26 protein-coding genes are annotated in these 26,365 nt (G+C 71.8%); 8 read left to right on the top strand and 18 right to left on the bottom strand.

Annotated features, from left to right (window positions below; all coding sequences use genetic code 11):
• Positions 1-5 precede the first annotated feature (5 nt).
• Positions 6-497, top strand: a complete 492-nt coding sequence (locus tag ABGB12_RS15985; RefSeq protein WP_347678537.1) for a nitroreductase family deazaflavin-dependent oxidoreductase — start codon at positions 6-8, stop codon at positions 495-497.
• 87 nt (positions 498-584) lie between these two features.
• Here the strand turns inward: ABGB12_RS15985 and lon are convergent, their stop codons facing one another.
• Positions 585-2,948: an endopeptidase La gene (gene lon, locus ABGB12_RS15980; RefSeq protein ID WP_347678535.1), complete on the bottom strand. Its 2,364-nt coding sequence runs from the start codon at positions 2,946-2,948 to the stop codon at positions 585-587.
• Positions 2,949-3,148: 200 nt separating this feature from the next.
• Here lon and ABGB12_RS15975 point away from each other — a divergent pair, with 200 nt between their 5' ends.
• A complete protein-coding gene (locus ABGB12_RS15975; RefSeq protein WP_347678533.1) occupies positions 3,149-3,670 on the top strand; it encodes a hypothetical protein in 522 nt (173 codons plus the stop codon).
• A 539-nt stretch (positions 3,671-4,209) separates the two neighbouring features.
• On the top strand, positions 4,210-4,584 hold the full coding sequence (locus ABGB12_RS15970; RefSeq protein ID WP_347678531.1) for an MmcQ/YjbR family DNA-binding protein: 375 nt from the start codon (positions 4,210-4,212) through the stop codon (positions 4,582-4,584).
• Between the two features lie 38 nt (positions 4,585-4,622).
• Here ABGB12_RS15970 and ABGB12_RS15965 read toward each other — a convergent pair whose 3' ends face one another.
• The 6 genes from ABGB12_RS15965 to ABGB12_RS15940 all read right to left on the bottom strand — a co-directional run bounded on the left by ABGB12_RS15965 (position 4,623) and on the right by ABGB12_RS15940 (position 9,377).
• Positions 4,623-5,609, bottom strand: coding sequence for a magnesium transporter (locus ABGB12_RS15965; protein WP_347678529.1), 987 nt, complete (start codon positions 5,607-5,609; stop codon positions 4,623-4,625).
• Positions 5,610-5,747: 138 nt separating this feature from the next.
• A complete protein-coding gene (locus tag ABGB12_RS15960; RefSeq protein WP_347678527.1) occupies positions 5,748-6,068 on the bottom strand; it encodes a DUF3817 domain-containing protein in 321 nt (106 codons plus the stop codon).
• A 16-nt stretch (positions 6,069-6,084) separates the two neighbouring features.
• A complete protein-coding gene (locus tag ABGB12_RS15955; RefSeq protein ID WP_347678525.1) occupies positions 6,085-6,432 on the bottom strand; it encodes a hypothetical protein in 348 nt (115 codons plus the stop codon).
• Complete coding sequence (locus ABGB12_RS15950) at positions 6,429-7,547, bottom strand: glycosyltransferase (RefSeq protein WP_347678524.1); 1,119 nt, start codon at positions 7,545-7,547, stop codon at positions 6,429-6,431. Before ABGB12_RS15950 ends, ABGB12_RS15955 begins: the two co-directional genes overlap by 4 nt.
• Positions 7,544-8,302 (bottom strand): DUF2334 domain-containing protein, encoded by a 759-nt coding sequence (locus ABGB12_RS15945; protein ID WP_347678522.1) that lies wholly within the window; start codon positions 8,300-8,302, stop codon positions 7,544-7,546. The genes ABGB12_RS15950 and ABGB12_RS15945 overlap by 4 nt, the downstream gene beginning before the upstream one ends.
• Complete coding sequence (locus ABGB12_RS15940; protein ID WP_347678520.1) at positions 8,274-9,377, bottom strand: glycosyltransferase family 1 protein; 1,104 nt, start codon at positions 9,375-9,377, stop codon at positions 8,274-8,276. The genes ABGB12_RS15945 and ABGB12_RS15940 overlap by 29 nt, the downstream gene beginning before the upstream one ends.
• A gap of 163 nt (positions 9,378-9,540) precedes the next feature.
• Between ABGB12_RS15940 and ABGB12_RS15935 the strand changes: the two genes are divergently transcribed.
• Both ABGB12_RS15935 and ABGB12_RS15930 read left to right on the top strand, forming a co-directional pair.
• Positions 9,541-10,794: an MFS transporter gene (locus ABGB12_RS15935; RefSeq protein WP_347678518.1), complete on the top strand. Its 1,254-nt coding sequence runs from the start codon at positions 9,541-9,543 to the stop codon at positions 10,792-10,794.
• A gap of 86 nt (positions 10,795-10,880) precedes the next feature.
• Positions 10,881-11,165 carry a DUF1540 domain-containing protein gene (locus tag ABGB12_RS15930; protein WP_347678516.1) on the top strand — a complete coding sequence of 95 codons (285 nt, stop codon included), beginning with the start codon at positions 10,881-10,883 and terminating at the stop codon, positions 11,163-11,165.
• Here the strand turns inward: ABGB12_RS15930 and ABGB12_RS15925 are convergent.
• The 5 genes from ABGB12_RS15925 to ABGB12_RS15905 all read right to left on the bottom strand — a co-directional run bounded on the left by ABGB12_RS15925 (position 11,162) and on the right by ABGB12_RS15905 (position 14,295).
• Positions 11,162-12,058, bottom strand: coding sequence for an oxidoreductase (locus ABGB12_RS15925; protein ID WP_347678514.1), 897 nt, complete (start codon positions 12,056-12,058; stop codon positions 11,162-11,164). The genes ABGB12_RS15930 and ABGB12_RS15925 overlap by 4 nt on opposite strands.
• Positions 12,059-12,139: 81 nt before the next feature.
• Positions 12,140-12,628: a glutathione peroxidase gene (locus ABGB12_RS15920; RefSeq protein ID WP_347678512.1), complete on the bottom strand. Its 489-nt coding sequence runs from the start codon at positions 12,626-12,628 to the stop codon at positions 12,140-12,142.
• A 71-nt stretch (positions 12,629-12,699) separates the two neighbouring features.
• Positions 12,700-12,855 carry a hypothetical protein gene (locus ABGB12_RS15915; RefSeq protein ID WP_344451242.1) on the bottom strand — a complete coding sequence of 52 codons (156 nt, stop codon included), beginning with the start codon at positions 12,853-12,855 and terminating at the stop codon, positions 12,700-12,702.
• A gap of 188 nt (positions 12,856-13,043) precedes the next feature.
• Positions 13,044-13,202 carry a hypothetical protein gene (locus ABGB12_RS15910; RefSeq protein WP_347678510.1) on the bottom strand — a complete coding sequence of 53 codons (159 nt, stop codon included), beginning with the start codon at positions 13,200-13,202 and terminating at the stop codon, positions 13,044-13,046.
• 91 nt (positions 13,203-13,293) lie between these two features.
• Positions 13,294-14,295, bottom strand: a complete 1,002-nt coding sequence (locus tag ABGB12_RS15905; protein WP_347678508.1) for an LCP family protein — start codon at positions 14,293-14,295, stop codon at positions 13,294-13,296.
• Positions 14,296-14,495: 200 nt separating this feature from the next.
• Between ABGB12_RS15905 and ABGB12_RS15900 the strand changes: the two genes are divergently transcribed.
• On the top strand, positions 14,496-16,424 hold the full coding sequence (locus tag ABGB12_RS15900; RefSeq protein WP_347678506.1) for an ABC transporter ATP-binding protein: 1,929 nt from the start codon (positions 14,496-14,498) through the stop codon (positions 16,422-16,424).
• Here ABGB12_RS15900 and ABGB12_RS15895 read toward each other — a convergent pair.
• Genes ABGB12_RS15895 through ABGB12_RS15880 form a run of 4 tightly spaced genes read right to left on the bottom strand, consistent with a single transcriptional unit; the run spans position 16,415 to position 20,172 of the window.
• Positions 16,415-17,029: an ATP/GTP-binding protein gene (locus ABGB12_RS15895; protein ID WP_347678504.1), complete on the bottom strand. Its 615-nt coding sequence runs from the start codon at positions 17,027-17,029 to the stop codon at positions 16,415-16,417. The genes ABGB12_RS15900 and ABGB12_RS15895 overlap by 10 nt on opposite strands.
• Positions 17,010-17,366: a DUF742 domain-containing protein gene (locus ABGB12_RS15890; RefSeq protein ID WP_347678502.1), complete on the bottom strand. Its 357-nt coding sequence runs from the start codon at positions 17,364-17,366 to the stop codon at positions 17,010-17,012. The genes ABGB12_RS15895 and ABGB12_RS15890 overlap by 20 nt, the downstream gene beginning before the upstream one ends.
• A gap of 5 nt (positions 17,367-17,371) precedes the next feature.
• Positions 17,372-17,755, bottom strand: coding sequence for a roadblock/LC7 domain-containing protein (locus tag ABGB12_RS15885; RefSeq protein ID WP_347678500.1), 384 nt, complete (start codon positions 17,753-17,755; stop codon positions 17,372-17,374).
• Entirely contained in the window at positions 17,752-20,172 is a 2,421-nt protein-coding gene (locus tag ABGB12_RS15880; RefSeq protein WP_347678498.1) for a nitrate- and nitrite sensing domain-containing protein, read from the bottom strand. The genes ABGB12_RS15885 and ABGB12_RS15880 overlap by 4 nt, the downstream gene beginning before the upstream one ends.
• Positions 20,173-20,253: 81 nt before the next feature.
• Between ABGB12_RS15880 and ABGB12_RS15875 the strand changes: the two genes are divergently transcribed.
• Positions 20,254-23,766 (top strand): AAA family ATPase, encoded by a 3,513-nt coding sequence (locus tag ABGB12_RS15875; RefSeq protein WP_347678496.1) that lies wholly within the window; start codon positions 20,254-20,256, stop codon positions 23,764-23,766.
• Between the two features lie 47 nt (positions 23,767-23,813).
• Here the strand turns inward: ABGB12_RS15875 and ABGB12_RS15870 are convergent, their stop codons facing one another.
• Together ABGB12_RS15870 and ABGB12_RS15865 are read right to left on the bottom strand one after the other, a co-directional pair.
• The gene (locus ABGB12_RS15870; protein ID WP_347678495.1) at positions 23,814-24,605 is read right to left on the bottom strand and encodes an ABC transporter permease; all 792 of its coding nucleotides are present in this window, start codon (positions 24,603-24,605) and stop codon (positions 23,814-23,816) included.
• A complete protein-coding gene (locus ABGB12_RS15865; protein ID WP_347678494.1) occupies positions 24,602-25,540 on the bottom strand; it encodes an ATP-binding cassette domain-containing protein in 939 nt (312 codons plus the stop codon). Before ABGB12_RS15865 ends, ABGB12_RS15870 begins: the two co-directional genes overlap by 4 nt.
• A gap of 84 nt (positions 25,541-25,624) precedes the next feature.
• On the opposite strand from ABGB12_RS15865, the gene ABGB12_RS15860 reads away from it, so the two are divergent.
• Entirely contained in the window at positions 25,625-26,362 is a 738-nt protein-coding gene (locus ABGB12_RS15860; protein ID WP_347678493.1) for a TetR/AcrR family transcriptional regulator, read from the top strand.
• The last annotated feature ends 3 nt before the right edge of the window (positions 26,363-26,365 follow it).

Below are 26,365 nucleotides of genomic sequence, written 5' to 3'. Positions count from 1 at the left end.
GACCCATGTCCACACAATCGCCCTTGATCCAGCGCGTGTTCGGGCCGCCCTTCCAGAAGATCTCCGGTGCTCCGTGGTTCAGCAAGGTCGGGCCCAAGGTGGTCCCGGGACTGGACCGGACCCTGCACAAGGTGACCGGGGGACGGGTCATGCTGTCGCAGCTGCTGGTGCCGACCCTGTACCTCACGACGATCGGGGCCAAAAGCGGCGAGGAACGGATCTCCCCCCTGCTGTGCATGCCCGAGAGCGGCGGGTGGATCGTCGTGGGAAGCAACTTCGGTCAGGACAAGCACCCCGCGTGGACCGGCAACCTCCTGAAGACCCCCGAGGCCACGGTCGAGTATGAGAAGAAAGTCCACAAGGTCACCGGCGACCTCCTGACGGACGAGGAACGCGCCCGCGTCTGGCAGCGGCTTACCGAGGTCTGGCCCGTCTACTACCGTTACCAGGCCCGCGTCGACCGCGAACTGCGCATCTTCCGCCTCACTCCCCGGTGACCTCGGGCACCGCCCGCCTTCCCCTCCGCCCGATGGCGGAAGCCCCGCCGTGAGGCGGGGCTTCCCGGGGAGACGGCGCGGTGCGGGTCAGGCGGCCTCGGCCCGGGCCGCGGAGCCCTCCAAGGCGATCTCGAGGACCTCGCGGACGTCGGAGACGGTGTGGACGGTCAGTTCGGACAGGACCTCGGCCGGGACGTCGTCCAGGTCGGGTTCGTTGCGCTTGGGGATCACCACGGTGGTGACGCCGGCGCGGTGGGCGGCGAGCAGCTTCTGCTTGACGCCCCCGATGGGCAGGACGCGGCCCGTGAGGGAGACCTCGCCGGTCATGGCGACGTCCGCCCGGACGGGCCGGCCCGACAGCAGGGACGCCAGGGCCGTCGTCATCGTGATGCCCGCCGACGGGCCGTCCTTGGGGACCGCGCCCGCGGGGACGTGGACGTGCACGCCGCGGTCCTTCAGGTCTCCGACCGGCAGCTCCAGGTCCCCGCCGTGCGAGCGCAGGTAGGACAGCGCGATCCGGGCCGACTCCTTCATGACGTCGCCGAGCTGTCCGGTGAGCGTCACGCCGGTGTCGCCCGTCTCCGCGTCGGCCAGGGACGCCTCGACGTACAGGACGTCGCCGCCCGTTCCCGTCACGGCCAGGCCGGTGGCCACACCGGGGACGGCGGTGCGCCGCTCGGACTCCGAGAGGGAGACCTCCGGGGTGAACCGGGGACGGCCCAGGTAGGGCACCAGGTCGTCGACGGTGACGGGCAGTTCCACCTCGTCGAGCGCGACCTTCGCGGTGACCTTCCGCAACACCCGGGCGATCGCCCTCTCCAGCGAGCGCACGCCCGCCTCGCGGGTGTACTCGGCGGCGATGAGTCGCAGCGACTCCTCGGGCAGGACGACGTCGCCCTCCTCCAGGCCCGCCTTCTCCAGCTGCCGGGGCAGCAGGTGGTCGCGGGCGATGGTGACCTTCTCGTCCTCGGTGTAGCCGTCGAGGGTCACCAGCTCCATCCGGTCCAGCAGCGGGCCCGGGATGGTCTCCAGGGAGTTGGCCGTCGCCAGGAACAGCACGTCCGACAGGTCGAGCTCGACTTCGAGGTAGTGGTCGCGGAAGGTGTGGTTCTGCGCCGGGTCGAGCACCTCCAGCAGCGCGGCCGTCGGGTCGCCCCGGTAGTCGGCGCCGACCTTGTCGATCTCGTCGAGCAGGACGACCGGGTTCATCGAGCCGGCCTCCTTGACGGCGCGGACGATCCGGCCGGGCAGCGCGCCGACGTACGTGCGCCGGTGGCCGCGGATCTCGGCCTCATCGCGCACGCCGCCGAGCGCGACCCGCACGAACGAGCGGCCCATCGCGCGGGCGACGGACTCGCCCAGCGACGTCTTGCCGACTCCGGGAGGGCCGGCCAGGGCCAGGACCGCGCCGGAACGGCGTCCGCCGACGGCGCCCAGGCCGCGCTCGGCACGCCGCTTGCGCACGGCCAGGTACTCGATGATGCGCTCCTTCACATCGTCCAGGCCCGCGTGGTCGGCGTCCAGGACCTCACGCGCGCCCGCGATGTCGTAGGAGTCCTCGGTGCGCTCGTTCCACGGCATCTCCAGGACGGTGTCGAGCCATGTGCGGATCCAGCCGCCCTCGGGTGAGGCCTCGCTGGCGCGTTCGAGCTTGTCGACCTCCTTGAGCGCGGCCTTCTCCACCTTCTCCGGCAGGTCCGCCGCCTCGATGCGGGCGCGGTAGTCCTTCTCCTCGCCCTCGGTGTCGCCGTTGAGCTCAGACAGCTCCTTCTGGACGGCGCGGAGCTGCTGCTTGAGCAGGAACTCGCGCTGCTGCTTGTCGATGCCCTCTTGGACGTCCTTGCGGATGGTCTCGGCGACGTCCAGTTCGGCCAGGTGGTCGCGGGTCCACACGATCACCAGGTTGAGCCGGTCCAGCACGTCGGGGGTCTCCAGCAGCTGGACCTTCTGCGCGACGCTCAGGTACGGCGCGTAGCCGGCCTGGTCGGCCAGGATCGACGGGTCCTCGATCTGCTGGATGATGTCGACCAGCTGCCAGGCCCCCCGGTGCTGCAGGATCGCCTGGACGATCCCCTTGTACTCTTTGGCCAGCGGTTCCGCGCCGGTCGCGTCGGGGATCTCCACGACCGTCCCCTCGACCCACAGCGCCGCGCCTGGCCCTGTCGTCCCGGTGCCGATCCGCACCCGGGACACCGCCCGCACGACGGCTCCCGGCTCCCCGCCGGGCAGCCTTCCCTCCTGCTCCACGACCCCCAGGACCCCGACCGCCGCGTACTTCCCGTCGATCCGCGGCACCAGCAGCACCCGGGGCTTCTTCTCCCGGCCCCCGGCCCTCGCGGCCTCGATCGCCGCACGGACCTCACCCTCGCCGAGTTCCAACGGGACGACCATGCCGGGCAGCACGACCGCGTCGTCCAGCGGCAGCACGGGCACCGTCAGCTTCTCGCTCATTCCACTCCCCAGTCATAGTTCCTGAGTCAATAGCACTCAAGAAAACGGAGCGGGGTTTCATTCCTCTCCCGTGTTCGCCCACAGCGATCATCCCGAAGCGGACCTCTCGCTCCCGGCGGCATGGGAGCCGGGCACCCGAACCGAATCCGGCCCTCGGCCGGGTCCACCTGGCTGGATCCGGGTTTCCTATCGTGGAAGGCATGGAGATCAGGTTCACCCGGCTGCCCGAGGACAGGTGCGAGATCAGCGTCACCGGCCGGAAGGGCCCGGACTTCCGGCTGCCCGCCGTGCGTGTGGGACACCTGCTGCCGCACGACCTCGTGCACGCCGCCGTCGAACGGAGCCTCGGCCTGGAGGACGGGTTCTGGGGCTCGATCGCCCGGGGCGCGAAGCTCGAAGCGGCCGAACCGGTTGAGCCTCCGCAGGAAGAGCCTCCGCCGGAAGATCTTCCACAGGAAGGGCTGGACGACCGCGCCGCGACGGAGCAGAAGCGCCGAGCGGCGGCGCGGGAGGCCCTCCTGCGCCGGGGCGGCAACGGGGTGATGGACGCCGAGATCAAGGTCAACTGGGCCTACCGGGACTGGCGCGGCCTCCCCCAGCCCAGCCCCGGTCCGGGCCCGCTCGACGAGGACGAACGGGCCCGGGCGCGCGAGGCCATCGGCGAGGCGGCCGAACTGTGGGCCGGCATCCCCGAGGGGGGCGACCTGGTCTGGCGCTGGTGAGGCCCGTCAGGTAACGCATGAGCATGGCGGTCAGTTCGTCTTCGAGGCGGCTCGGGTCGCCGGGCTCTTCTGCCGTCACCGCCACCGCCGCCGGCGCAAACTCGTCCGCAGACATCCCCTCCTCGCCGATGACCTGCACGGGAAAGTTCGGTGATCCACGTTTACCCTCGGCTTGACCCTGGGTACTTAAAGTCACGTGGCGATGACACGGAGTTAGTGAAGAAAGGGGCCGGTCTAGAGAACCCAGAAATCCTGCGCAGCCCGCCCTCGGCGGCCCGAGAGCGTTCCCTCCCGCACCTGTACCGGTCGCGTCCCCGACGACCGGTACAGAACACGGGAACACACCTCGGGCTCTCGGACCGCCGAGGGCGGGCACCCCACAAGCCGGGCGCGGCGTGCCCGTATCCCCCGAGACGCCGAGCCCACCGCCGGCCCGGCCCGTGCCACGCGCACCCGCCGGGCCGGCATCATGTCTTCTGTCCTTCCTCCTCTTTAAGCTGTCCGCAGCGACCACCCGCCGGACACGGAAGGACCACCCCTTGATCGGTGAAGCCGAGGCCGCCCGCCTGAGAGAGATCTGCCTGTCCTTCCCCGAGGCGACGGAGAAGCCCTTCGGCGGCCACACCGCCCCGTCCTTCAGGGTCCGGGACAAGCTCTTCGCCATCACCAGAGAGGACGGCACGGCCCTCACCTTCAAGGCCGCCCCCGGCGTCCAGCAGGCCCTGGTGTCCTCGGACTCCGACCGCTTCTTCGTCCCGCCCTACGTGGGCTCCAAAGGCTGGGTCGGCGTCCGTCTCGACGCCTCCCAGGACTGGGACGAACTCGCCGAGCTCCTCGAGGACAGCTACCGCCTCATCGCGCCCAGGCGCCTCTCCGCCCTCCTCGACGGCCCTCCCCCGCCCGAATCGCCCTGACCGTCGCCGTCCGTCCGGGTGGCGGGGCCGCAGGCCGGTCAGGTGACGATGACGGTCGCCGTCGCGAAGTAGATGACCACGGACAGGAGGTCCTGGACCACGGTCGCCAGGGGGCCGGATCCGAAGGCGGGGTCGCGGCCCAGGCGGGTGATGGCCCAGGGCAGGAGCATGGCGACGAGGGTGGCGATGGAGGACGCCGCGAGAAGTGCCACCGAGACGGCCAGCGCCACGGCCGCGTCGTGCCAGACGAGCATGATGAGCGGCCAGGCCAGGACGGACAGCAGCCCGCCCAGCAGCACCCCGGTGATCATCTCGCGTACCACCATGCGGGCGACGGGGACGCCGACCGACAGGCCGCGGATGACCAGCGTCTCGGTCTGGGTGCCGACCGCGTCGGCGATGTAGACCACGCCGGGGATGAAGAAGGCGATGAGGACGGTCTGCTCCAGCTGGCTCTCGAAGGAGCCGACGATCAGGGCCGAGCCCAGCGCCCCGACCAGGCCGACCAGCAGCCAGGGCAGCCGGTGCCACAGCCGCCGGGACACGCTCTCGGTGGAGGCGGTGCGCGCGGAGTTCGCCGTGGCCATGAAGCCGCCGAGCCGCGCCATGTCCTCGGTGTGCTCTTCCAGCAGCACCCCCAGCAGCCGCTGGGGCTGGAGCAGGCCGAGGAAACGGCCTCCCTCGTCGACGACGGCCAGGACGGCGCCCTGGTGGACGGCTTTCCACGCGGCGCGCTCCTGGCTGGTGGCCGGGTGCACGGTGGGCGGGTCGGTGTCCATCACCTCGGACACCGCGGCGTCAGGCGAGGCCTTCAGCAGCCTTTCCATCGTCACCAGGCCGACGAGGCGCTCCCCTTCGCACACGGCGGTGACGGCGACGCTGTCGTAGTCCCTCCCGCGCAGGTCCTCCAGCAGCCGCCCGGCGGATTCGCCGGGGGCCGCGACCGGCACCCGGGTCGTCGCCAGCCGAGCCGTGCTCCCCGCCACCCGCGTACCTCCGGTCGCCGTTTCCGCCACCTGGCTCATTCCACGTCCTGTTCAGCGCTATGCGGCAATTCCCGACGAAGAGTAAAACCTTCTCTTCGCGCATGCGCCAGGGACGAAGGTCGGGAACGCCGACGGGCTCCCGTCGGCGCGGGTCGGAGGCTGCGGAACCGGCCGGGATCAGGCCCTGGCCTGCTGGAAGGCGGCCACTTCCCTGGCCTCGGAGACGATCTTGCGTTCGACGAAGAAGGCGAGGAAGGGGATCAGGCCGGCGGAGACCATGATCGCCATCTTCTTCAGGGGCCACTGGGCCTTGGTGTACAGGTCGAAGGAGATGACCAGGTAGACCATGTACAGGAGGCCGTGGACGGGCGAGATGATCGCGGAGGGGGTCTCGTTGCCCGTGATGAGACGGATGGGCAGGCCGACGAAGCACACCAGGATCAGCATGACGCCGACGATGGTGGCAAAGATGCGGTACCGGTTGATGGCCGCTTCCACGTGAGTCTCTCGCCTTCTAGCGCCGCGGGGAGTTGAGCCGGGCCAGGTAGCGGTTGTAGGCGGCCAGGCTCGGGTCCTCCTTCTCGGCTTCCTTGATCAGTTCTGCTTCGGTCTTGGGGACGACGGGTTCGGCGGGCTCGTCCTGGTCCTTGCCGGTGCCCTTCAGCTCGTCGCGGATCATCTTGATCCACATCACGACCACGAAGATCGCGAACAACGGCCATTCGAAGGTGTAGCCCCAGCTCCGGGCGTTGCCGCTCGAGGCGCGCTCGAACTGCCACCAGCCGAACCACAGGAAGGCGCAGAACAGGACGAGGGCGAGCAGGTGAAGGCCCAGCCAGCCGGGAGTGAAGAACCGTCTCACGGCTCAAAGGTACCGCCGCTCGCGGAGGGTCCGTACCCGCCCCCGGAAAGCACGTGGATCATCCCTTCGAGCGTCGCCTTCCACGGGTAGGCCTCCGCGCGGCGGCGGGCGGCGGCCCTCCGGTCGGCGACGGGCAGGGAGAGCACCTCCTCGACGCCGTCGGCGAAGCCGGTTCCGGAGGCGGGGACCGCCACTCCGGCGCCGGGGGCGAGCAGCTCCCGTGCCGCTCCCCGGTCGGCGGTGACGACGGGGGTCCCGCAGGCCAGGGCCTCCAGGACGGCGAGCCCGAACGACTCGACGGGGCAGGTGGCCAGGGCCACGTCGGCGGTTCCCAGCAGCCGGGCCAGTTCGTCCCGGGAGCCCAGGTGTCCGTGGAAGGTCACCGGCAGCCCGGACGCGGCCCGCCCCAGCGACCGGCGCAGACCGCCCTCCCCGATCACGTCGAGCCGCACGTCCAGACCGCGCCGCAGCAGTTCCCGCACCGCCGCCAGGGCCAGGTCGGGCCGCTTCTCCCGGGACAGCCGGGACAGGTACACCAGCCGCACCGGTCGCCCCGGCCGGGAGAAGCAGGGCCGGAACACCCGTAGGTCGACCCCCAGCGGGATGAGGTGCACGTTCTCCGCCCCCGTCCGCAGGAACTCCGCGGCCGAGAACTCCGAGGTGGCCACGACGGCGTCGAAGGAGTCCGCGAGCCGCCGGTTCCACCGGTCGCTCCCCCGTTCCAGCGCCCTCCGGAAGGGCACCCGCGTCGAGAGGATCGCGTCCAGCCGCTCATGGGAGAAGAGCACCGATCTCACCCCGTTCCGCCGTCCCCACCGCGCCGCGACGGTCAGAGTCGCCTTGTCGGAGACCTCCACCACCTCCGGTTCGAGCTGTTCCAGGACCCTCAGGACGGGACGGGGATCGAGCACGAACCGGTACCCGGGGGCCATCGAGGGGCCCGGCACCGTGATCACGGTGCCGTTCTCCGTCTCCCTCCGGGTGAAGCGCGGCCCGGGGAACACCAGCGCCCTCTCGTGCCCCGCCCGCACGTATCCCCGTCCGAGCGCGTCCACGGCGGTCCGCAGTCCGCCCGAGACCGGGCTGTAGAGGTTCGCCAGCTGGACGATCCTCATGCCTCGCCCACCAACGCCTCATAGGTGAGGGGCCTGGCCCCGGCGCCGAGCGCGGTCCGCAGGGCGGAGAGGGCCGCCTCGCGCAGCCCCGGGCGGGAGAGGTCGGCCGGGTGGAGGGCGATGCGAAAGGACGTGCGGGTGCGGGCGAAGGCCCTTGCCGCGCTGGTCATGAGGCGGGCTCCGGTGCGTTCGCCCCGGCCGCCGGGGCGGTGGGAGAGCGCGGGCATGCGGTGGGCGCGGCCGCCCACGAGGTCGTGGACGGCGAGCTGGCTGGTCCAGTAGGTGAACCCGAGGGAGCGCAGCGCCGTCCGGGACCCCGGGGAGGCCAGCCAGCCCGGCGGGGTGAAGCCGGTGACGGGCAGCCGGGCGTCCCGCATGACCCGCAGGCCCGCGGTCAGGCGTTCCAGCGCCTGGTCCTCGGTGAGGGCGCAGAACTCGCCGGCTCCCCTGGCCATGACGTGGTCGACCGCCTTCCGCCAGGGAGGGCCTCCGGGGACGGCCTCGTGGTGCAGGCCGTGCAGGGAGAGTTCGTGCCCGGACAGCGAGCGCAGCCAGGAGGCGAAACCGGGGTCGTCCGCCAGGGAGGGGCCGCCCCCGAACGCTCCCGGGATCACCAGGAGCGAGGCGGGGACGGCCAGCGCGTCGAGGTCGGACAGCCAGGCGGCCGTCTCCTCGGCGGTGGCGGGCGCCACGTCGTGCACGGAGACCACCAGGCGGAAGTCCGCCTCATGCCGCGCGGTGTAGCGGGGAACCATGGACGACCTCTGAGTAGTGGGCGAGGAGCCGGTCGCAGACGGCCTCCCAGGTGCGGGAGCGGACCGAGCTCAGGGCGGACTCCCCCATCCGGGAGCGCATCGGGCCGTCCGTCACTATGGCCGTGACGGCGGCCCGCAGCGAGGCTCCGTCCGAGGGCGGGAACAGCAGGCCGTTCACGCCGGGCCTGACGAGGTCCAGGGGCCCTCCGGCGGCGGGCGCGACGACGGGGAGCCCGGACGCCTGGGCCTCCTGGAGCGCCTGGCAGAAGGTTTCGTTGGCGCCGGTGTGCACGAAGACGTCGAGGGAGGCGAGCAGTTCGGACAGGGCCCGGCCCGTCTGGAACCCGGTGAAGACGGCGTCGGGCAGGAGGGAGCGCAGCCGCGGCGCGGCGGGCCCGTCCCCGATGACGACCAGGCGGGTGCCGGGGATGCCGGCGGCCTCGGCCAGCAGTTCCACCTGTTTCTCGGCGGCCAGGCGTCCCATGTATCCGATCAGGAGTTCCCCTCCGGGGGCGAGGCGGGCGCGCAGGGGGGCGGAGCGGTGCCGGGGGTGGAAGGCCTCCTGGTCGACTCCCCTTCCCCACAGGGCCAGGCGGGGGAAGCCCCGTTCCTCCAGTTCCCGCAGGGTGGGCCGCGAGGGGGCCAGGGTGCGGTCGGCCTTGGCGTGGACGTGCCGGAGCCACGACCAGAGCGGGCCGTCGGTGCCCCGGAAGCCGTACCGGCGGAAGAATCCGGCCACGTCGGTCTGGAACACCGCGACCGAGGGGATGTCCAGGCGCCGGGCCGCGGAGGCCCCGGCCGCGCCCAGCACGACGGGTGAGGCGAGATGGACGAGGTCGGGCCGGAAGTCCCGCAGGACGTGCTCGACCCGGCGGCCGGGGACCCCGACGACGAAGGACCTGTAGACGGGCAGGGAGATCCCGGGCACCAGCGTCACGGGGGCGCCGGCGTAGCCGGAGGGGCCGGGACGGGGCGCGATGACGACGGCCTCGTGCCCCCTGGCGGCGAGGTGATCGAGGATCCGGCAGACCGAGTTGGTCACGCCGTTCACGCGGGGCAGAAACGATTCCGCCACGATTGCGACCTTCACGGGCGTGAGGCTGACAATCCGGAACGACCACGAAACCGCCGGGCGGAACCATCGTGGAAAACAGGAAACGAACACTCGCGCCGCGGAGAGCCGCCTGACTATGCTGACGTGCACTTAACCGGCATTTCTGTACATCCAGAGGCTGCACATGACGACCGTCAGTTCGGGGCAGGCCTGGACGGCCCAGCAGAGCGCCTACCGGGCGGCTGTACAGCGCCGGGTCCTGTCCGTCCTCACCACGAGCCAGGTGCTGGGCGGCATCGGGGTCGGGCTGGGAGTGGCGGCCAGCACGCTGGTCGCCCGGGACCTCTCCGGCAGCGACGCCATCGGCGGGCTGGCCCAGACCAGCGCGGTGCTCGGCGCCGCGCTGATCGCCGTCCCCGCCGCGCGCCTGGCCGCGGGACGGGGACGCCGCGCGGCTCTCACCTTCGGCTACGGCTCGGGGGCGGCGGGCGCGCTCATGACCGTCCTCGCGGTGGCCCTCGGCTCCTGGCCGCTGTTCCTGGCGGGCCTGCTGCTCTTCGGCGGGGCCTCCGCCGCCGGGTACGCCGCCCGCTACACCGCCACGGACCTCTCCCGCCCCGGCCACGCGGCACGGGACCTGAGCATCATCGTGTGGGCGTCCACCGGCGGCTCGGTCCTGGGCCCGCTGCTGGCCGGGAAGACCGACGCGATCGGCGGCCACACCGGCATCTACGCCCTGGCCGCCGCGGTCTTCGTCCTCGCCACGCTGGGGATCTTCGTCGGGCTGCGCCCGGACCCGCTGCAGGTGGCGCATCTGGGCAGCACCCGGGGTGAGATCCCGCCGGACCGCTCCCTGCGGACCGGGGTGCGGGTGCTGGGCCGCTCCCCCAGCGCCCGGGTGGCGGTCATGGCGATCGTGGTCAGCCACGCGGCGATGGTGGCGCTGATGTCGATGACCCCCGTCCACCTCGACCACGGCGGGGCCGGGCTCGGCACCGTCGGGGTGGTCATCAGCCTGCACATCGCCGGCATGTACGCGCTCTCGCCCCTGGTCGGATGGCTCGCCGACCAGTTCGGGCACGTCCCGGTCCTGCTGGCCGGCCAGGTGCTGCTGGCCCTGGCCGCGGTCGTCGCGGGCCTGGCGTCCCATGACTCGGTGGTGCAGTCGGCTATCGGACTGGTCCTGCTCGGTCTGGGCTGGTCGTGCGGGATCGTGGCGGGGTCGGCGCTGCTGACCGAGTCCGTCCCGGTGGACCTGCGGCCGTCCGTCCAGGGCCTGTCCGACCTGCTGATGAACGGGGGCGCCGCCCTCGCCGGCGTGGTCGCGGGCCTGATCGTCGCGACCCTGTCCTACGCGGCCCTGTCGGCGCTGCTGCTCCTGCTGGCGCTGCCGATGGCGACGCTGCTGCTGTTCGCCCGCCGGATCGCCGACGACTGAACGACCCGAGCCCCAACCTTTGCGACGCGCCGGGCTTGCCCCCGGATGCCGCGGGCAGCGTGAGAGAGGAACAAGGAGGTTCTCTCATGCAACTGCCGATCATCAACACCTGCGAAGCGGAAGCCTGCGCCTACAACAGGGACCGCACCTGCCACGCAGGGGCCATCACCGTGGGGGACGCCGCGCACCCGCACTGCGACACCTTCATCTCCGCCGGGACCAAGGGAGGCGTGGCCACCGAGACCGGACGCGTCGGCGCCTGCAAGGTGGCCGGCTGCCGCCACAACCGCGACCTGGAATGCCAGGCGGAGGGCATCAACGTCGGTTACGTGGAGAACCAGGTCGATTGCCTCACCTACGCGCCCCGTTAGTAGCGCACGCCCGTCAGTTCGGCCGAGACGTCCCACAGGCGGCGGGCGAGTTCGACGTCGTCGCCCTTCGGGTTGAGGCCGCCGACGGCGGGAGCGCCGCGCATGACGAAGCGGGGTCCGTAGACCTGGCCGCCCCGGGCTTGCGGGTCGGTGGCGGCGCGCAGCGTGGACAGGGCGCCGAACTCGCTCGACAGCGCGACGGTACGGCTGCCGAGCCAGTAGGCGGCCGCCTCGACGGGGTTGCCGCCCAGGCGGACGGACGACGTCATCAGGCCGGTGGCCGCGTACCCCGGGTGGGCGACCAGACTGTCCAGGCCCTCGTACCTGCGGTCGAGTTCCTTGGCGAACAGCAGGTTGGCGAGCTTGGAACGGCTGTAACCGCCCCAGCGGGAGTACCGCTTCTCCCACTGGAGGTCGTCGAAATCGATCCGGCCCATCCAGGAGGCGAAGCTCGACACGGTGACGACGCGGGCGCCCGGCCGTTCCAGCAGAGCGGGCAGCAGCAGCCCCGTCAGCGCGAAGTGACCCAGGTGGTTGACGCCGAACTGCGTCTCGAAGCCGTCGGCCGTGGTCGCCCTGGGGATCGCCATCACGCCGGCGTTGTTCACGAGCAGGTCCAGCGGCTCCTTCGCCTGCGGGGCGGCGAAGGAGCGCACCGAGGACAGGTCCGCCAGGTCGAGCGGGGCGAGCGTGACCGACGCCGGATCCGGCGCGACCGCCGCGACCTGCTCCCGCGCCTCCCTGCCGCGCTCGGCGTCACGGCAGGCGAGCACCACGTCCGCGCCGCGCCTGGCCAGCTCCAGAGCGGTGTACAGGCCGAGGCCGCTGTTGGCCCCGGTGACGATGGCCCGCCTGCCGGTCAGGTCGGGGATGTCCGCGGCGGTCCAGCCCATGAGTCAGCACCCCTCGTCGATGATCTGCACGCGAATGTAGACCGGTCGTCCAACGAAGGGCAAGGGCGGGAGGGCCCGGGTTCAGCTCCGGGGCAGCGCGGCCTCGATGGCCGAGACGAGCGCCTCGTCGTCCGGCTCGGTCCGCGGGTCGAAACGCGTGACGGTGCCGTCGGGTGCGATGAGGAACTTCTCGAAGTTCCACCGGATGTCGCCGGTGTGCCCGGTCGCGTCGGGCACGTCGACCAGCTGCCGGTAGAGGGGGTGGCGGTCGGGGCCGTTCACCTCGATCTTCTCGGTGAGCGGGAAGGTGACGCCGTAGTTCGTCGAGCAGAACTGCGCGATCTCCTCGGCGGTGCCGGGTTCCTGACCCAGGAACTGGTTACAGGGAACGCCGAGAACGGTGAAACCGCGCTCGGCGTACTTCTTCTGCAGCTCCTCCAACCCGGTGTACTGGGGGGTCAGACCGCACTTCGAGGCGACGTTCACCACGAGCACGGCCTTGCCCTGGTACTGGGCCAGGTCGGCCGGTCCACCCTGCAGGGACTCGATCTCCACATCGAAAACAGACATACGGAGATCCTAGTGAGTCCCTTCTTTGGACGGCCTCTTCGCCGCCCGTCCGAAGCGTCGTGAAGCCGCCGTCAGCTGCCCAGGGAGCTGACGAACAGACCGAGCTGGTTGCCCGCGTCCCCGATGGCGGAGAACGCGTTGTTCACCACGTCGGCGGCGGCCCTCGGCTGGCTGATCAGATAGAAGATCACGAAGGCGATGGCCACGTAGCGGACCTTTTGATTCATCAGGCGCCGTCCCTCATCAAGTACGCAGTGACACACTGACCCGATTCAGTTGTGCCCACCGTTGATAGCCCGCAAAGAGACTTTCATGTGGCTTCATCGCCACTCCGGTCGGCTCCATCGTAAGACTTCACGGCGCGCATTGAGAGCCCCGGGCCCAAAAGGACCGGGGCTCGCACGTTCTTTCCGTCTCAGGGGATGGCGCTCGTCATGAACGTCGACAGGGAGTCCGCCGCGCCACCGAGTCCGTTGAGCGTCCCCTGGACCACGCTGGCGGCTCCGTCTGGTCGCTTCAGGATGTACCAGGCGACGAACGCAATACCGCCCCACTTAAGCCACTTCTTGGACATGACTGACCACAACCTTCGGGATGCACTCTCGGTTACTGAGAGTGATTCCCCGGTCGCGGACGATCGGGGGACCTCGAAGGGTAAAAGAAAGTCACTTGATGTCCCCGGGCAGGGGCTCGTCATTACGGAGCGCCGTAAACAGCTTTTCGGACTTGGCCTTGTCCCAGACCACGTAGGAGCCGATGGAGCCGGAGGAGCCGAAACTTCCGAAAGGCACGCTCAGCGTCGTTCCGTCCCCGCCGGAAAGACCGCGCATCGCCAGCATCATCCGGGCCAGGTCGTACAGGGAGTCGCCCTCGTCCACGGTGAAGTTGCCGGTGGAGTTCCAGGCCAGCGGGATACCGCGGAACGGGTTGAGCAGGGTCGCGGGCGAGGTCGCCTTGTCGATGAGCGCGGCGAAGAACTGCCGCTGGTTCTTGATCCGCTCCAGGTCGCCGTTGGCGTACTGGCGGGTGCGGACGTAACCCAGGGCCTGCGCGCCGTTCAGGTCCTGGCAGCCCGCCTTGAGATCCAGCCCGGCCTTGGGGTCCTTGAGCGGCTTCTTCACGCAGATGTTCACGCCGCCCACCGCGTCGACCACGCCGACGAAGCCGCCGAACCCGATCTCGGCGAAGTGGTCGACGCGGATGCCGGTCGCCTGCTCGACCGTCCGGACCAGGAGGTCCGAACCGCCGATGGCGTAGGCGGCGTTGATCTTGTTGTTGCCGTGGCCGGGGATCGCGACGTAGGAGTCGCGCGGGATGCTCAGCAGCGTGGTGCCGCCGTCGCCGTAGTGCAGCAGCATGATGGAGTCGGTGCGCTTGCCCTGAGCGCTGCCCGTCCGCAGCTTCTTACGGTCGTCCTTGGTCAGCCCGGCGCGGCTGTCGGAGCCGACGATGAGCCAGTTGGTGCCGGGCGTGTCCTCGACCCGGCCCTCGTAGTCGGCCAGCGCGCCCTCCCGCTGCAGCCGCCCGTCGAGGCTGAGGTAGCCGGCGACCGAACCCGCCAGCAGGACGGCCAGGACGACCGCCAGGACCCGGCCCGGACGGCGACGGCGCCGCCTCGGAGGCTCCTCGTCGTACGCGGGGGACTCCGCGGTGCGCGTGTGCGCCATCTCGACTCCATCCTGCGGTCAGGCCGGCGAGAGCGGGGCCCGCACGGCAAGCTGAAGACAAACTATGAGATACCGACGGCCGACGCATCGGCCTAACGCATCAGCCATATAACCCTCTGTCGTACGACGGGACACGGAAAATGTCGTGCCGCGGGGTGAGACTGCCGGGAGCGGACTCACCATCAGAGGTCAGGAGGACTATGCCGCGTATCGCATGGTCGAGAATCCCGAACCCGTTCCGGCGCGCGAGCAAGGCCCGGAAGGCCGCCGCGGAGGAGAACCTCCCCAGGCTGACCGACCGCCCCTGGATGGCGCACTCGGCCGAACTCGCCGGAACCAAGATGAGCACGGTGGCTCGACGGCTGCCCTCGCTCGTCGCCCAGTCGCTGCGGCTGGCCTGGCGGGCCAACCCGCGCGACACCCTCATCGCCGTCGTCTTCAACCTGCTGGCCGGCGTTTTCACCGCGTTCGGCCTGCTCGCCACCACCGAGGTCCTGTACGCCCTCTTCGCCGAGGGGCCCACCCCCGACCGGGTACGCGAGGCGCTGCCCTCGCTCCTCCTCGTCGGGACCGCCTACACCCTGCAGGGCGCGTTGCAGACCGGCGCGGGCTGGGCGCAGTCCCGGCTGGACCCGCAGATCGAACGCACCGTGCAGAACCGGCTGCTGGAGCTCACCACGGCGGTCGAACTGGCCGCGCTCGACGACTCCGACTTCCTGGACGAACTCCAGCGCGCCGAGGGCCGCGGCATGATGTCGGCCCCGCTGATGGTCGTCCACACCATCGACGTGCTCACCGGCTTCGTCGGTCTCGCCGCGGCCGCGGGCGTGCTGGGCGTCCTGCACCCGGTGCTGCTGCCGCTGCTGCTGCTCACCGCGGTGCCGCTGTGCTGGGCGTCGGTGCGCTCGGCGCGCATGGGCTACCTCACCCAGCTCTCGCTGGCGGCCGGACGCCGCAGGCGCTGGATCCTGTCGGACCTCATGACCAGCCGCCAGCAGGCGGCCGAGGTCCGCTCCTTCACCGTCCGCGACCTGCTGCTGCGCCAGTACGACGAGCTCGCCTCGCGGGAGCGCGACGTCGAGCTCGCCCTCGCCCGCCGCCAGAGCATCGCCAAGGCCACCGGTGACGCGCTGCAGGGCCTGGCCACCGTGGCCGTCTACGTCGCGCTGGGCTACCTGCTGTGGCGGGGCGAGGTGCCGCTGGCCGTCGCGGGCGCGGCGGTCCTGGCGATCCGGACGGGCAAGACGTCGCTCGCCAACCTCGTCTACGCCGTCAACCGCTGCTACGAGAACGGCCTGTACTTCGCCGACTACCTCCACTTTTGTGAGGAGGCGGAGGGACGCGTCCCGAAACGGGCGGAGGAACTGCTGGCGCCGCCCGAAAGGTTCGAGGTCGTCCGCGCCGAGGACGTCACCTTCACCTACCCCGGCGCGGACTCCCCCTCCCTGCGCGGGGTCAGCGTGGAGCTGCGGCGCGGCGAGGTGGTCGCGCTGGTCGGCGAGAACGGCTCGGGCAAGACCACCCTGGCCAAGATCCTCGCCGGGCTCTACGACCCCGAGGCCGGAGAGGTGCTCTGGGACGACGTGTCGCTGTGGCGGGTGGACCCGGCGCTGCTGCGCGAGCGCATCGCCGTCATCGCCCAGGACCACACGCACTGGCCGATGACCGCTCGGCAGAACGTCATCATGGGCCGCCCCGACCTGCCCGAGGCGGTGGACGCCGCGATCGTCTCCTCCGGAGCCCACGAGGTGATCGCCGAACTCGCCCACGGCTACGACACCCTGCTGGACCGGCGGTTCGACGGGGGCGCCGAGCTCTCCGGCGGGCAGTGGCAGCGCCTCGCCGCGGCCCGCGGCTTCTACCGCGACGAGCCGCTGCTCATCTGCGACGAGCCTTCGGCCGCCCTGGACGCCCGCGCCGAGCACGCCCTGTTCGAACGCATCAGGGCGCACGCCGACGGGCGGACCGTCCTGCTCATCACCCACCGGCTGGCCAGCGTCCGGCACGCCGACCGCGTCTACGTCCTGGACCAGGGCAAGGTCGTCGAGCACGGCGACCACGAGTCCCTCATGGCCTCGGGCGGCCTCTACGCCGAGCTGTACACCCTGCAGGCCTCCGCCTACCGCTGACCGCCCCGGGCCGTCTCGGCGGCCCGCAGCCGGATCGCGTGCTCGGCCACGGCGATCAGCGTCGCCTTGGCCGACGCGCGGTCCCGGGCGTCCACGTTCAGGATCGGCACCTCCTCCCGGAGGGTCAGCGCGTCCCTGATGTCCTCCGGGAGGTAGGGGAACTCGCCGTTCCAGCCGTTCACCGCGACGAGGAACGGCACACCCGAGTCCTCGAAGTAGTCCACGACGGGGAAGGCGTCCTCGAGCCTGCGGGTGTCGACCAGCACCACCGCGCCGACCGCCCCCCGCACCAGGTCGTCCCACATGAACCAGAACCGCGCCTGGCCGGGCGTGCCGAACAGGTACAGCATCAGGTCCCCCTCGAGGGTGACCCGGCCGAAGTCCATCGCGACGGTGGTGGTCCGCTTGCCGGGGACGCGCGACAGGTCGTCGACCCTCCGGCTGGCCTCGGTCAGGACCGCCTCGGTGGTGAGCGGCTCGATCTCCGAGACCGCGCCGACGAACGTCGTCTTGCCCGCCCCGAAGCCGCCGCCGACGACGATCTTCGCCGAGCTGGGGCGGCGGGCCCGGGACGGGACCGCCGGATCAAAGGCCGCGGAGACCACTGAGCACCCTTTCCATCAACGCCAGGTCGGGCCGCCCGTCGGGGCCGCCCTGCGGCTGCTGCACCTGCACCAGCCCTTCGTGGAGGAGGTCGGCGATCAGCACGCGGGCCACGCCGAGGGGCATCCGGGTCAGCGCGGAGACCTCCGCCACCGAACGCCACACTTTGCAGAGCCCGAGGATCGCCTGGCACTCGGGGGTGAGCGGGACGCCGTCACGGCCCCGCTCCGAGAAGACCAGGGACTCCAGCGCCAACTCGTAGCGCGGCCGGGTACGCCCGCCGGTGACGGCGTACGGACGGACGAGCGAGCTGGCCCCGTCCATCTCGTAGTCGTACATCCCGGTCACCAGGTCCGCACGGCCGGGGTGAGGACCCGGCCGACCTGCTCGACCAGCAGCGCCATCTCGTGCCCCACCAGCCCCAGGTCGGCGTCGGCGGAGGTGAGCGCGGCCAGCGCCGAGCCGTCGGAGACCGCCATCACCAGCAGGATGCCGCGTTCCATCTCGACCATGGTGAGCGAGACCCCTCCCCCGTCGAAGATGCGGGCGGCGCCCTGGGTGAGGTGGGTGAGGCCGGAGGCGATCGCGGCGAGCTGGTCGGCGCGCTCGGCGGGGAAGCCGTCCGACAGCGCCACCGGCAGCCCGTCGGAGGAGACGACCACCGCGTGGGCGACGGGCGGGACCCGCGCCGCGAAGTTGGTGACCAGCCAGTTCAGATCCTGCGTCATGGCTCCCTCGTTTCGCTGGAATGGCGGCCTTTGCGCACCCCGCGCTGCAGGCTGTCGAGCCGGGAGGCGACGTCATCGGCCGATCTGACGGGACCGGCGGCGGGCGTCGGGGGGGTGGCCCCGCCGTGGACCTTGTTGGCTCCCGGAACCCGTTTGGGCAGTCCCTTGCCCGTCACTCCCCCGACGGCCGGCACCTGGGACACCTGTGCCGCCCGCTCCCACCCGGGATCGGCCGGAGGCCCTCCCGCGGAGGAAGCGGCGCCGCGGTGGAACCACTCCGACTCCACCGCCGCGAAGATCGGTGAGCGCTCCGCGACGGTGAGGACCTGGAGCGCGCCCGTACCCTCGGCGGCCGACGGAGCCGACGGAGCCGACGGAGCCGGCTGCGGGGCGGAGGGGCCGACCGGCCCGGACGCGGGGGCGGAACCGTCCGGCCCGGAGGCGACGGGCTCCAGGCCCGTGCTCTCCACCAGGGCCTCGGGCGGCAGGACGATCATCACGCCGACCCCTCCGAACTCCACCGGGCGCAACTCGACCCGGATGCCGTGCCGGGCGGCCAGCCGTCCCACCACGAACAGGCCCATCCGGCGGGCCACGGAGATCCCCGCCTCTCCCGGGAAGCACAGCCGGTGGTTGGCCTCGTGCAGTTCCTCCCCCGTCATGCCCACACCGTGGTCGATGACCTGGAGGACGGCGCTGCGGTCGGACATCAACTGGCCGGTCACCTCCACCTTCGCGGTGTCCGGCGAGAACGTGAGGGCGTTCTCGACCAGTTCGGCCAGCAGGTGGACCAGGTCTCCGACGACCGGCCCGGCGATGACGAGGCCCTCCTGGAGCCGGGGGCGCACCCGCGCGTACTGCTCGACCTCCGAGACCGCCGCCCTGACCACGTCGATCAGCGCGACCGGCCGCTGGGCCCGCCGGACCTGCTCGACCCCGCCGAGCACCAACAGGCTCTCGGCGTTCCGGCGCATGCGGGTGGCCAGGTGGTCCAGCCGGAACAACTGGCCGAGCCGCTCGGCGTCCGGCTCGTCGTCCTCCAGCCGCTCGATCAGCTTCAGCTGCAGCTCGACCAGCGTCTGGCTGCGCCGGGAGAGGTTCACGAACATGGTGTTGACGTCGCCGCGCAGGCGGGCCTCCTCGGCGGCGAGGCGGACCGCCTCCCGGTGCACCTCGTCGAAGGCCCGCGCCACCTGGCCGATCTCGTCGTCGTTGTGCGCCCGCGGCGGGACCACGGCCGCGGCCACGCTCTCCAGCGGCTCTCCTGGAGGCAGACCCTCCTCCCGCAGCCGCCGCACCGTCCCGGGCAGCCGCCGGGCCGCGATGTCCAGGGCTTCCCCGCGCAGGGCGCGCAGCGGGACCACCAGGGACCGGGCGACGGCGAGGGTGAACGCCAGCACCACCAGCATGACCGCCGACAGCAGCCCGCCCAGCCGCAGCCGCGAGGACTCGGCCTCGGCGGCCCGGCGCTCGCTGTAGCCGACCAGGTCCTCGATGATCCGCTCCTCCACCTGGTGGATGCGGTCGACGAGCACGGTCATCACCGCGAACCAGTCCCCGGCGTTCTCCCGGAACACCCGGTCGAGCCGCGAGGCGTCGCTCCCCCTGGAGAAGGCCTGCCGCACCGCCTCGATCACTTCCCGCAGGATGTCGTAGGCGCGGGCGACCTCGGTCCCGGTGACGGTCTCGTCGTACAGGCGGATCTCGTCGCCGCCGGCCGACAGTTTGAAGTCCGCGACCCGGTCCAGGTGCTGCTGGCGGGCCACGAGCACGACCGTCAGCTCGTCGCCGCGGATGCCGCTGCCCCGCCGCAGCACCCCGTTGAGCATGCCGCGCTGCTGTCCGGCGTTCTCCGCGGCCAGGGCCAGCGCCCTCAGGAGGCGCTGCCCGTAGCCCAGTTCGGGGTCCCCGCCGCTCTGCTCGATCACGTCCAGGAAGGACAACAGCTCGCTGATCAGCGTCGTGTAGCCGGTGAAGACCGTCATCGGAGGCGTGGTGCCCGTCACCCCGTCGCGCTGGACCCCGATCGTGTCGACCAGGCCCAGCACCGTCTGGACCCGGTAGCCGAACGTGCTCTCGGGGTCCACCCCCGAGCCCTCCGCCAGCCTCCGGACCTCCGCGGCCGCGGCGTCGGTCTTGGCCCGCTGCGCCTTCACGGGCTCGAGGAGATCGGCCCGCCTGCGCCCGGACGAGGCGTACCCGTTGCTCAGCCCCCGTTCGGCGGCCAGCTCGTAGCCGAGGTCGGCCACCGCCCCGGACAGCCGGACCAGGGCCTCCGTACGGTGGTACTGGCGGGCCTGCGCGGCGGCGTCCTGGAACTCCTGGACGCACAGGGCCGCGGCGACCGCGGTGGGGACGAGGATCAGCGCCACGAGGCGTTGCCAGACACGCCAGTTTCGCAGCAGGAGCCGGCTCATTCCGGTAGCCCACACCCCCGGCGTTAAGCACCGATTCCACGGCTGTTACAAGCGCGCGGCTCCCGCGCATAAGGTGTTGCGGTGAGTTCCCCCCGGCTTCCCGAACACCTTGAGATCCTGCTGACCGACGAACCGGTCTTCGACGTCTACGGCCAGGGGCCCTGGCGGGTCCCGGACGGGCTGATCGAGGAACTGACCGAGCGGGCGCTGCGGTTCGCCGGAGACGAGCGGGCCGCCGAGCTGAGCCAGCCCCTCACCAGCTTCTACGCCGAGAGCACCTCGGTGCTGGGCGCCGAGCTGTTCTCCCTCCTCACCTTCCTCATGGGGGCCTCGGCGGTGCGGGCCGGCAGCCGCGGCGACATGGACTACGAGCTGCTGCTGTCCTTCCTGGCCAACCCCGAGCCGGCCGTCCGGGACACCACCTCCTGGTTCAGCCAGTCCGGCCGGTGGCGCCCGCCCTCGCTGTGGATGGCCGACCCCGCCGCGAACGACCCCGCCAAGCGGGAGCTGATGTTCCGGCTGGCCCGCGAGGCCCTCGACGTCTTCGAGGGCCTGGAGCCGCTGGACGCCCGCCGCCGTGCCCTGATCGCCCTGCACGAGCGCCGGGAGGAGCAGGACCTGACCGTCTCCATGGCCGAGCTGGGCGAGCGGTGGGCGGCCCGCGCGACGGACGAGGAGCTGGCCGTCCTGCCGGAGCTGTCCGGCGCCGTGGGCTATCTGCAGTGGTCCGTCGACGGGTTCGTCGCGGCCAACCAGAGGCTGCACGGCACGATCGCCGCCGACGCCTCGGAGACCGCGCTGGCCAAGGTCCTGCTGCAGGCCGGGCAGAACGTCCCGCCCGCCGAGCTGGCGGTGGTGCTGGGCAGCGCCGTCTACGAGACGGTCGTGAGCCGGATGGAGGCGCTGCGGGAGGGCTGGTCGACCGAGAACTGGCAGCTGGAGCTGCGCGGCTGGCTGTCGCGGCTGCTGGTGGCGGGCGAGGCCGACGCCTGCCGGGCCTGGCTGGACATGGCGGTCCGGGTCACCGGCTGCGTCCAGGGCCTGCCCGACAACGCCGCCCACCCGGCGATGCACACCCCGATCCGCTGGTTCCAGGCCGACCTGCGCCGCCTGTTCGGGCGGCGGCGCCTGGTGCCCAACCCGCTGACCGAACGGCTCAGGCGGGACGAGACCGCCCCGGCCGCCGGGGAGGACGAGGCCGAGGAGCCGTCCGGGCTCGCCGGGGAGGCGCTGCTCGGCCAGCCCGACCTGGTCCGCGAGATCGACCGGGCCGTCAAGGAGGCAGGGCCGGTACGGCTGCTGGTCGCCGGGCCCGAGGGCACCGGCAAGGGCACCGGCGTGGAGGTGCTGGAGCGGGCGCTGACCGAGACGGGCCAGATCCGGGACGTATTGTGGGTCTCCGACCAGGTCTTCGCCTCGCTGCACCTGTCCGACGCGGTGCTGTGGCTGCAGGCCCGGGTCAAGGAGTGCCTGGAGGGCCGGCAGCTGCTGGTCGTCGACGGGCTCGACAAGATCCTCACCTATGAGCGCTGCGGGCCCGCCGTGGTCGAGGAGCTGCGCCGCCTGCTGGCCCGCAACCACAAGCTGAACATGGTGGCGCTGGCCCGGCCCGGCGGGGACGACCGGCTGTTCGCCGCCAACCCCGGCCTGGTCCAGGGCCTGCGGGTCACCCGCACCCGCGAGTTCGGCGAGCAGGACTACACCGAGCTGTTCATCCGCGCCGTGCGGGCCCGGGACCTGAACGTCGCCCGGACGGTGGCGGCCAGGGCCGGGGCGCTGCTGGCCCGGACCGCGCCGGTGCTGAACCTCCGCAACGCCCGGCTGGTGGAGTTCCTGGCCGATCAGTGCACGGCCGCCGCCAGGGCCAGGACCCCCCGGGCGATCAAGGTGCTGGTGAAGGACCTTCCGGCGCGGCTCGTGCCGGGCGACCCGGCGCGTTCGGCCGACCCGCTGGCCGAGCTGGCCGCCTGCGCGGGCATCGAGCCGGTCAAGCGGGAGATCTCCGCGCTGGTCGCCGAGGCCAAGGCCGCCCGGCTGCGGCGCGAGGCCGGCATGCCGGTGCCGTCGCGGCCCCGGCACCTGGTGTTCACCGGCAACCGGGGCACCGGCAAGACGACGGTCGCCCGGATCCTCGGCCGCATCTACGCCGAGCTGGGGGTGCTGTCGACCGGGCACCTGCTGGAGGTCGACCGGTCCGACCTGGTCGGCGAGTACACCAGCGAGAGCGGCCCGAAGGTCCGGCGGGTGGTCGAGCGGGCGCTGGGCGGCGTGCTGGTGATCGCCGACGCGCACACCCTCGCCGACTCCGACTCGCCGCGCGACCGGGAGGCCCTCGACGTCCTGCTCGCCACGCTGCAGGCGCACGAGGACGAGCTCGTCGTGGTGCTCTCGGGCCCCGACGCGGCGGTCAACGGCATGCTCAAGGGCGACCCCGACCTCGCCCGCGTCTTCCCCAAGGTGGTGCGCTTCCCCGACCTCACCGAGGACGAGCTGGTCGAGGTGTTCCGGGCCAAGGCCGCCGAGAGCGGGTTCGAGCTGGGCGAGGGCGTGCTGGAGCGGGTGCGGGCGCTGCTGCGCGGCGGTTCCCGCCACACCAACGCGCGGCTGATGACGGGGCTGCTCGACCGGGCCATCGCCCTGCAGTCGCGCCGGGTGCTGGAGGACGGCGTCGTCGACGACCACGAGGCGCTCGACCTCATCCTGCCCGTGGACCTGCCGACGAGCCTGTCGGCCACCGGACGGGTGGAGCTGCCGGGCGACCCGCTGGCCGAGGTGGACGCCCTCATCGGCCTCGACCACGTCAAGCACGAGGTGCGGCTGCTGGTCGCCGAGGCGCGGGCCGAGCGGCTGCGCCGCGAGGCCGGCATCCCGATCGGCTCCCCCACCCGGCACATGGTCTTCACCGGCAACCCCGGCACCGCCAAGACGACCATCGCCCGGCTGATCGCCGCCGTCTACGCCCAGCTCGGGCTGCTGTCGTCGGGGCACCTGGTGGAGGTCTCCCGGGCCGACCTGGTCGGCGAGTACATCGGCCACACCGCGCCCCGGGTGCGGGCCGCGGTCGAGCGGGCGCTGGGCGGCGTGCTGTTCATCGACGAGGCCTACGCCCTCACTCCGGCCGACGCCGCGCGGGACTACGGCTACGAGGCGATCGCCGAGCTGCTCAAGCTGATGGAGGAGCACCGCTCGGACCTGGTGGTGATCGTCGCCGGGTACGAGGGCGACATGTTGCGGTTCCTGGACTTCAACCCGGGTCTCGCCTCGCGTTTCCCGACGGTGCTCGGCTTCCCTGACTACAGCGACGACGAACTGGTGGAGATCTTCCGGTTCATGGCGGACCAGGCGGGCTTCACCCTCGGCGAGGGCGCCGAGGACGCCGTCCGCGACCTGCTGCGGGGCGTCCCGCGCGGCATCTCCTTCGGCAACGCCCGCCTGGTGCGCAACATCCTGGACCGCGCCCGCTCCCTCCAGGCCCGCCGCATCACCGCCGAGGGCGCCGTCGCCGACGACGCCGCCGTCCGCCTCCTCCTGCGCGAGGACCTCCCCGAGACCCCGCCCAAGCCCGCCGAGATCCCCATGGGCCAGTACCTTTAGCCCTCTGCGGCCGCCCGGACCCGCCCTCACGGGACGGGTACGGGCGGTCAGCGGTTCTTGCGGGTGTAGGCGCGGACGGCGAGCGGCATGAAGACCGCGGTCAGCAGGAGCGACCACAGGAGGGTGGCCGCCACCGGATGCCGCAGCGGCCAGGCGTCCCCGGGTGCCTGTGGGTTGCCGAACAGCGTCCTGAGGGCGGTGACCAGCGCGCTGACGGGGTTCCACTCGGAGACGGCGCGCAGCCAGGAGGGCATTCCCCCGGTCGGGACGAAGCTGTTGGAGAACATCGTCACCGGGAGGACGAGGGGGACGAAGGCGTCGGCGGTCTTCTCGTCCTTCACGGCCAGGCCGATCCAGATGCCGAACCAGCCCAGGGACATGCGCATCAGGAGGATGAGGGCGAAGGCCGCGAGCGTGCGGGCCGCCCCCTCGTGCGGGCGCCAGCCCACGGCGAGCCCGCAGGCGACCATGAGGGCCAGGACGGGGAGGCCGGTCAGCAGGTCCGCGGCGGACTGGCCGAAGGGCATCGCCCAGCGGGCGATCGGCAGGGAGCGGAAACGGTCCATGACGCCCCGTTCCGCGTCCGCCGCGGTGCTCATGACCTGGGCCATCACGGCACTGAAGGTGATCATGCCGAACAGTCCCGGCATGAGGTACTCGCGGTAGTTCCCCCCGCCGGGGACCCGGATGGCGCTGCCGAAGACGTAGCCGAACATCACCACCATGACGACGGGGAAGATCAGCGCGCCGACGAGTTCGCCGGGGCGGCGCCTGAGCTGGGTGAGGTGCCGGCCGAACATCGTCAGGCCGTCGGAGACGGCCCAGGTGAGGGTGTTCACACGGACTCCTTCGCGTGGTCGGTGAGCTTGAGGAACACCTCGTCGAGGGTGGGGCGGCGCAGGGAGACGTCGAGGACGCCGAACCCCGCGGCGTCCAGTTCGCGGACGATCTCCGGCAGCGTGACGTCGCCGACCGGGAGGCTGAAGCGTGCTCCGGAGAGGTCGGGCTCGCCCCGCCCCGCCCTGCGGGCGAGCAGGCCGGCGGCGCGCCCGGTGTCGGCCGGGTCGGCCAGGACGACGTCGAGGCGGGTGCCGATCTGGGCCTTCAGCCGGCCGGGGGTGTCCCGGGCGATGAGGCGGCCGTGGTCGATGACGGCGATGTCGTCGGCGAGCTGGTCGGCCTCGTCCAGGTACTGGGTGGTGAGCAGGACGGTGGTGCCGTTCCGGACCAGGTCGCGGACGGCCTGCCAGATCTCGCCGCGGCTGCGCGGGTCCAGGCCGGTCGTCGGCTCGTCCAGGAAGAGGACCTCGGGGTCCACGACGAGGCTGGCGACGAGGTCGAGCCTGCGGCGCATACCGCCGGAATAGCCGGAGACGGGCCTGTCCGCGGCATTCGCCAGGCCGAACCGTTCGAGCAGCTCGTCGGCCCGGCGGCGCGCCTCCTTACGGCCCAGGTGGTGGAACCTGCCGAACATGCGCAGGTTCTCGCGGCCCGACAGGTACTCGTCGACGGCGGCACTCTGCCCGGCGAGGCCGATGCGCCGCCGGACCTCCCCGGCCTGCCGGACGACATCGAAGCCCGCGACCGTGGCACGCCCCTCGGTCGGGTCGGCGAGCGTGGTGAGGATCCGCACGGCGGTGCTCTTGCCCGCGCCGTTGGGCCCCAGGACTCCGCAGACGTTGCCGCGGGCGACCTCCAGGTCCAGGCCGCGGAGCGCGTGGGTTTCGCCGTACCGCTTGTGCAGTCCTTCGGCGATGACGATCGGTTCTCCCATCGACCCTCCAAATGGGTACGTAGTACGCAGTAATAGGGACCCTAATTTAATGAGTACAACGTACGCAAGTGGGAGGATGGGAGGGTGAGCGACGAGAAGGCGAGACCGATCATCTGGGCCAGGCCGCCCCGCTCCGCACGGGGGCCGCAGCCCGCCCTCACGCTCGACCGGATCGCCCGGGCCGCCGTCGCCCTCTGCGACGCCGAGGGACCGGACGCGCTGACCATGCGCCGGCTCGCCGCCGAGCTGGGCACCGGGACGATGTCCCTCTACCGGTACGTGCAGTCCAAGGACGACCTCATCGACCTGATGGTCGACCTCACCTTCGAGGAGATCGACCGGCCCGCCCACCCGGACTGGCGCGGCGGGCTGCACTGGCTCGCCCACCAGATCCGCGCGCGGGCGCTGCGGCACCCGTGGGCGGCCCAGGTGGACGCCCCGTACTTCTTCCTCGGCCCCAACGGCATCGAGTTCCTCGAGTACCTCTACGGCATCGTCGACGGCATCGGACTGGACATCGACGAGATGATGCGCGCGATCAACCTCGTGTACGCCTACGCCGAGGGCGCGGTCCGCCAGGAACTGGCGGCCGAGCGGCGGGCGGCGGCGTCAGGCGCCGGCGAGGAGGAGTGGATGCGGGCGCACTCCGCGTACGTCCGCTCCCTGATGGGCACCGGGCGCTACCCCCTGATGCAACGGGTCATGCTGGAGGCGGAGCAGCCGCACATGACGCCCGAGGAGAACTTCGAGTACGGGCTCCAGCGCGTCCTGGACGGCATCGAGACCTGGCTCCCCGGGTCCGGGACGCGAAAGAGCGGCTGAGAC

The organism is Actinocorallia sp. B10E7 (assembly GCF_039871655.1).
GTDB lineage: Bacteria > Actinomycetota > Actinomycetes > Streptosporangiales > Streptosporangiaceae > Actinocorallia.
The sequence above is the reverse complement of the archived record's forward strand: the minus strand, read 5'-3'. Positions and strand labels throughout refer to the sequence as shown.

Coding starts and splice junctions, on each gene's coding strand:
- ABGB12_RS15985 (WP_347678537.1), top strand. CDS start 6: ATGTCCACACAATCGCCCTTGATCCAGCGCGTGTTCGGGCCGCCCTTC.
- lon (WP_347678535.1), bottom strand. CDS start 2,948: ATGAGCGAGAAGCTGACGGTGCCCGTGCTGCCGCTGGACGACGCGGTC.
- ABGB12_RS15975 (WP_347678533.1), top strand. CDS start 3,149: ATGGAGATCAGGTTCACCCGGCTGCCCGAGGACAGGTGCGAGATCAGC.
- ABGB12_RS15965 (WP_347678529.1), bottom strand. CDS start 5,609: ATGAGCCAGGTGGCGGAAACGGCGACCGGAGGTACGCGGGTGGCGGGG.
- ABGB12_RS15950 (WP_347678524.1), bottom strand. CDS start 7,547: ATGAGGATCGTCCAGCTGGCGAACCTCTACAGCCCGGTCTCGGGCGGA.
- ABGB12_RS15945 (WP_347678522.1), bottom strand. CDS start 8,302: ATGGTTCCCCGCTACACCGCGCGGCATGAGGCGGACTTCCGCCTGGTG.
- ABGB12_RS15935 (WP_347678518.1), top strand. CDS start 9,541: ATGACGACCGTCAGTTCGGGGCAGGCCTGGACGGCCCAGCAGAGCGCC.
- ABGB12_RS15930 (WP_347678516.1), top strand. CDS start 10,881: ATGCAACTGCCGATCATCAACACCTGCGAAGCGGAAGCCTGCGCCTAC.
- ABGB12_RS15925 (WP_347678514.1), bottom strand. CDS start 12,058: ATGGGCTGGACCGCCGCGGACATCCCCGACCTGACCGGCAGGCGGGCC.
- ABGB12_RS15920 (WP_347678512.1), bottom strand. CDS start 12,628: ATGTCTGTTTTCGATGTGGAGATCGAGTCCCTGCAGGGTGGACCGGCC.
- ABGB12_RS15915 (WP_344451242.1), bottom strand. CDS start 12,855: ATGAATCAAAAGGTCCGCTACGTGGCCATCGCCTTCGTGATCTTCTAT.
- ABGB12_RS15910 (WP_347678510.1), bottom strand. CDS start 13,202: ATGTCCAAGAAGTGGCTTAAGTGGGGCGGTATTGCGTTCGTCGCCTGG.
- ABGB12_RS15905 (WP_347678508.1), bottom strand. CDS start 14,295: ATGGCGCACACGCGCACCGCGGAGTCCCCCGCGTACGACGAGGAGCCT.
- ABGB12_RS15900 (WP_347678506.1), top strand. CDS start 14,496: ATGCCGCGTATCGCATGGTCGAGAATCCCGAACCCGTTCCGGCGCGCG.
- ABGB12_RS15890 (WP_347678502.1), bottom strand. CDS start 17,366: ATGTACGACTACGAGATGGACGGGGCCAGCTCGCTCGTCCGTCCGTAC.
- ABGB12_RS15885 (WP_347678500.1), bottom strand. CDS start 17,755: ATGACGCAGGATCTGAACTGGCTGGTCACCAACTTCGCGGCGCGGGTC.
- ABGB12_RS15880 (WP_347678498.1), bottom strand. CDS start 20,172: ATGAGCCGGCTCCTGCTGCGAAACTGGCGTGTCTGGCAACGCCTCGTG.
- ABGB12_RS15865 (WP_347678494.1), bottom strand. CDS start 25,540: ATGGGAGAACCGATCGTCATCGCCGAAGGACTGCACAAGCGGTACGGC.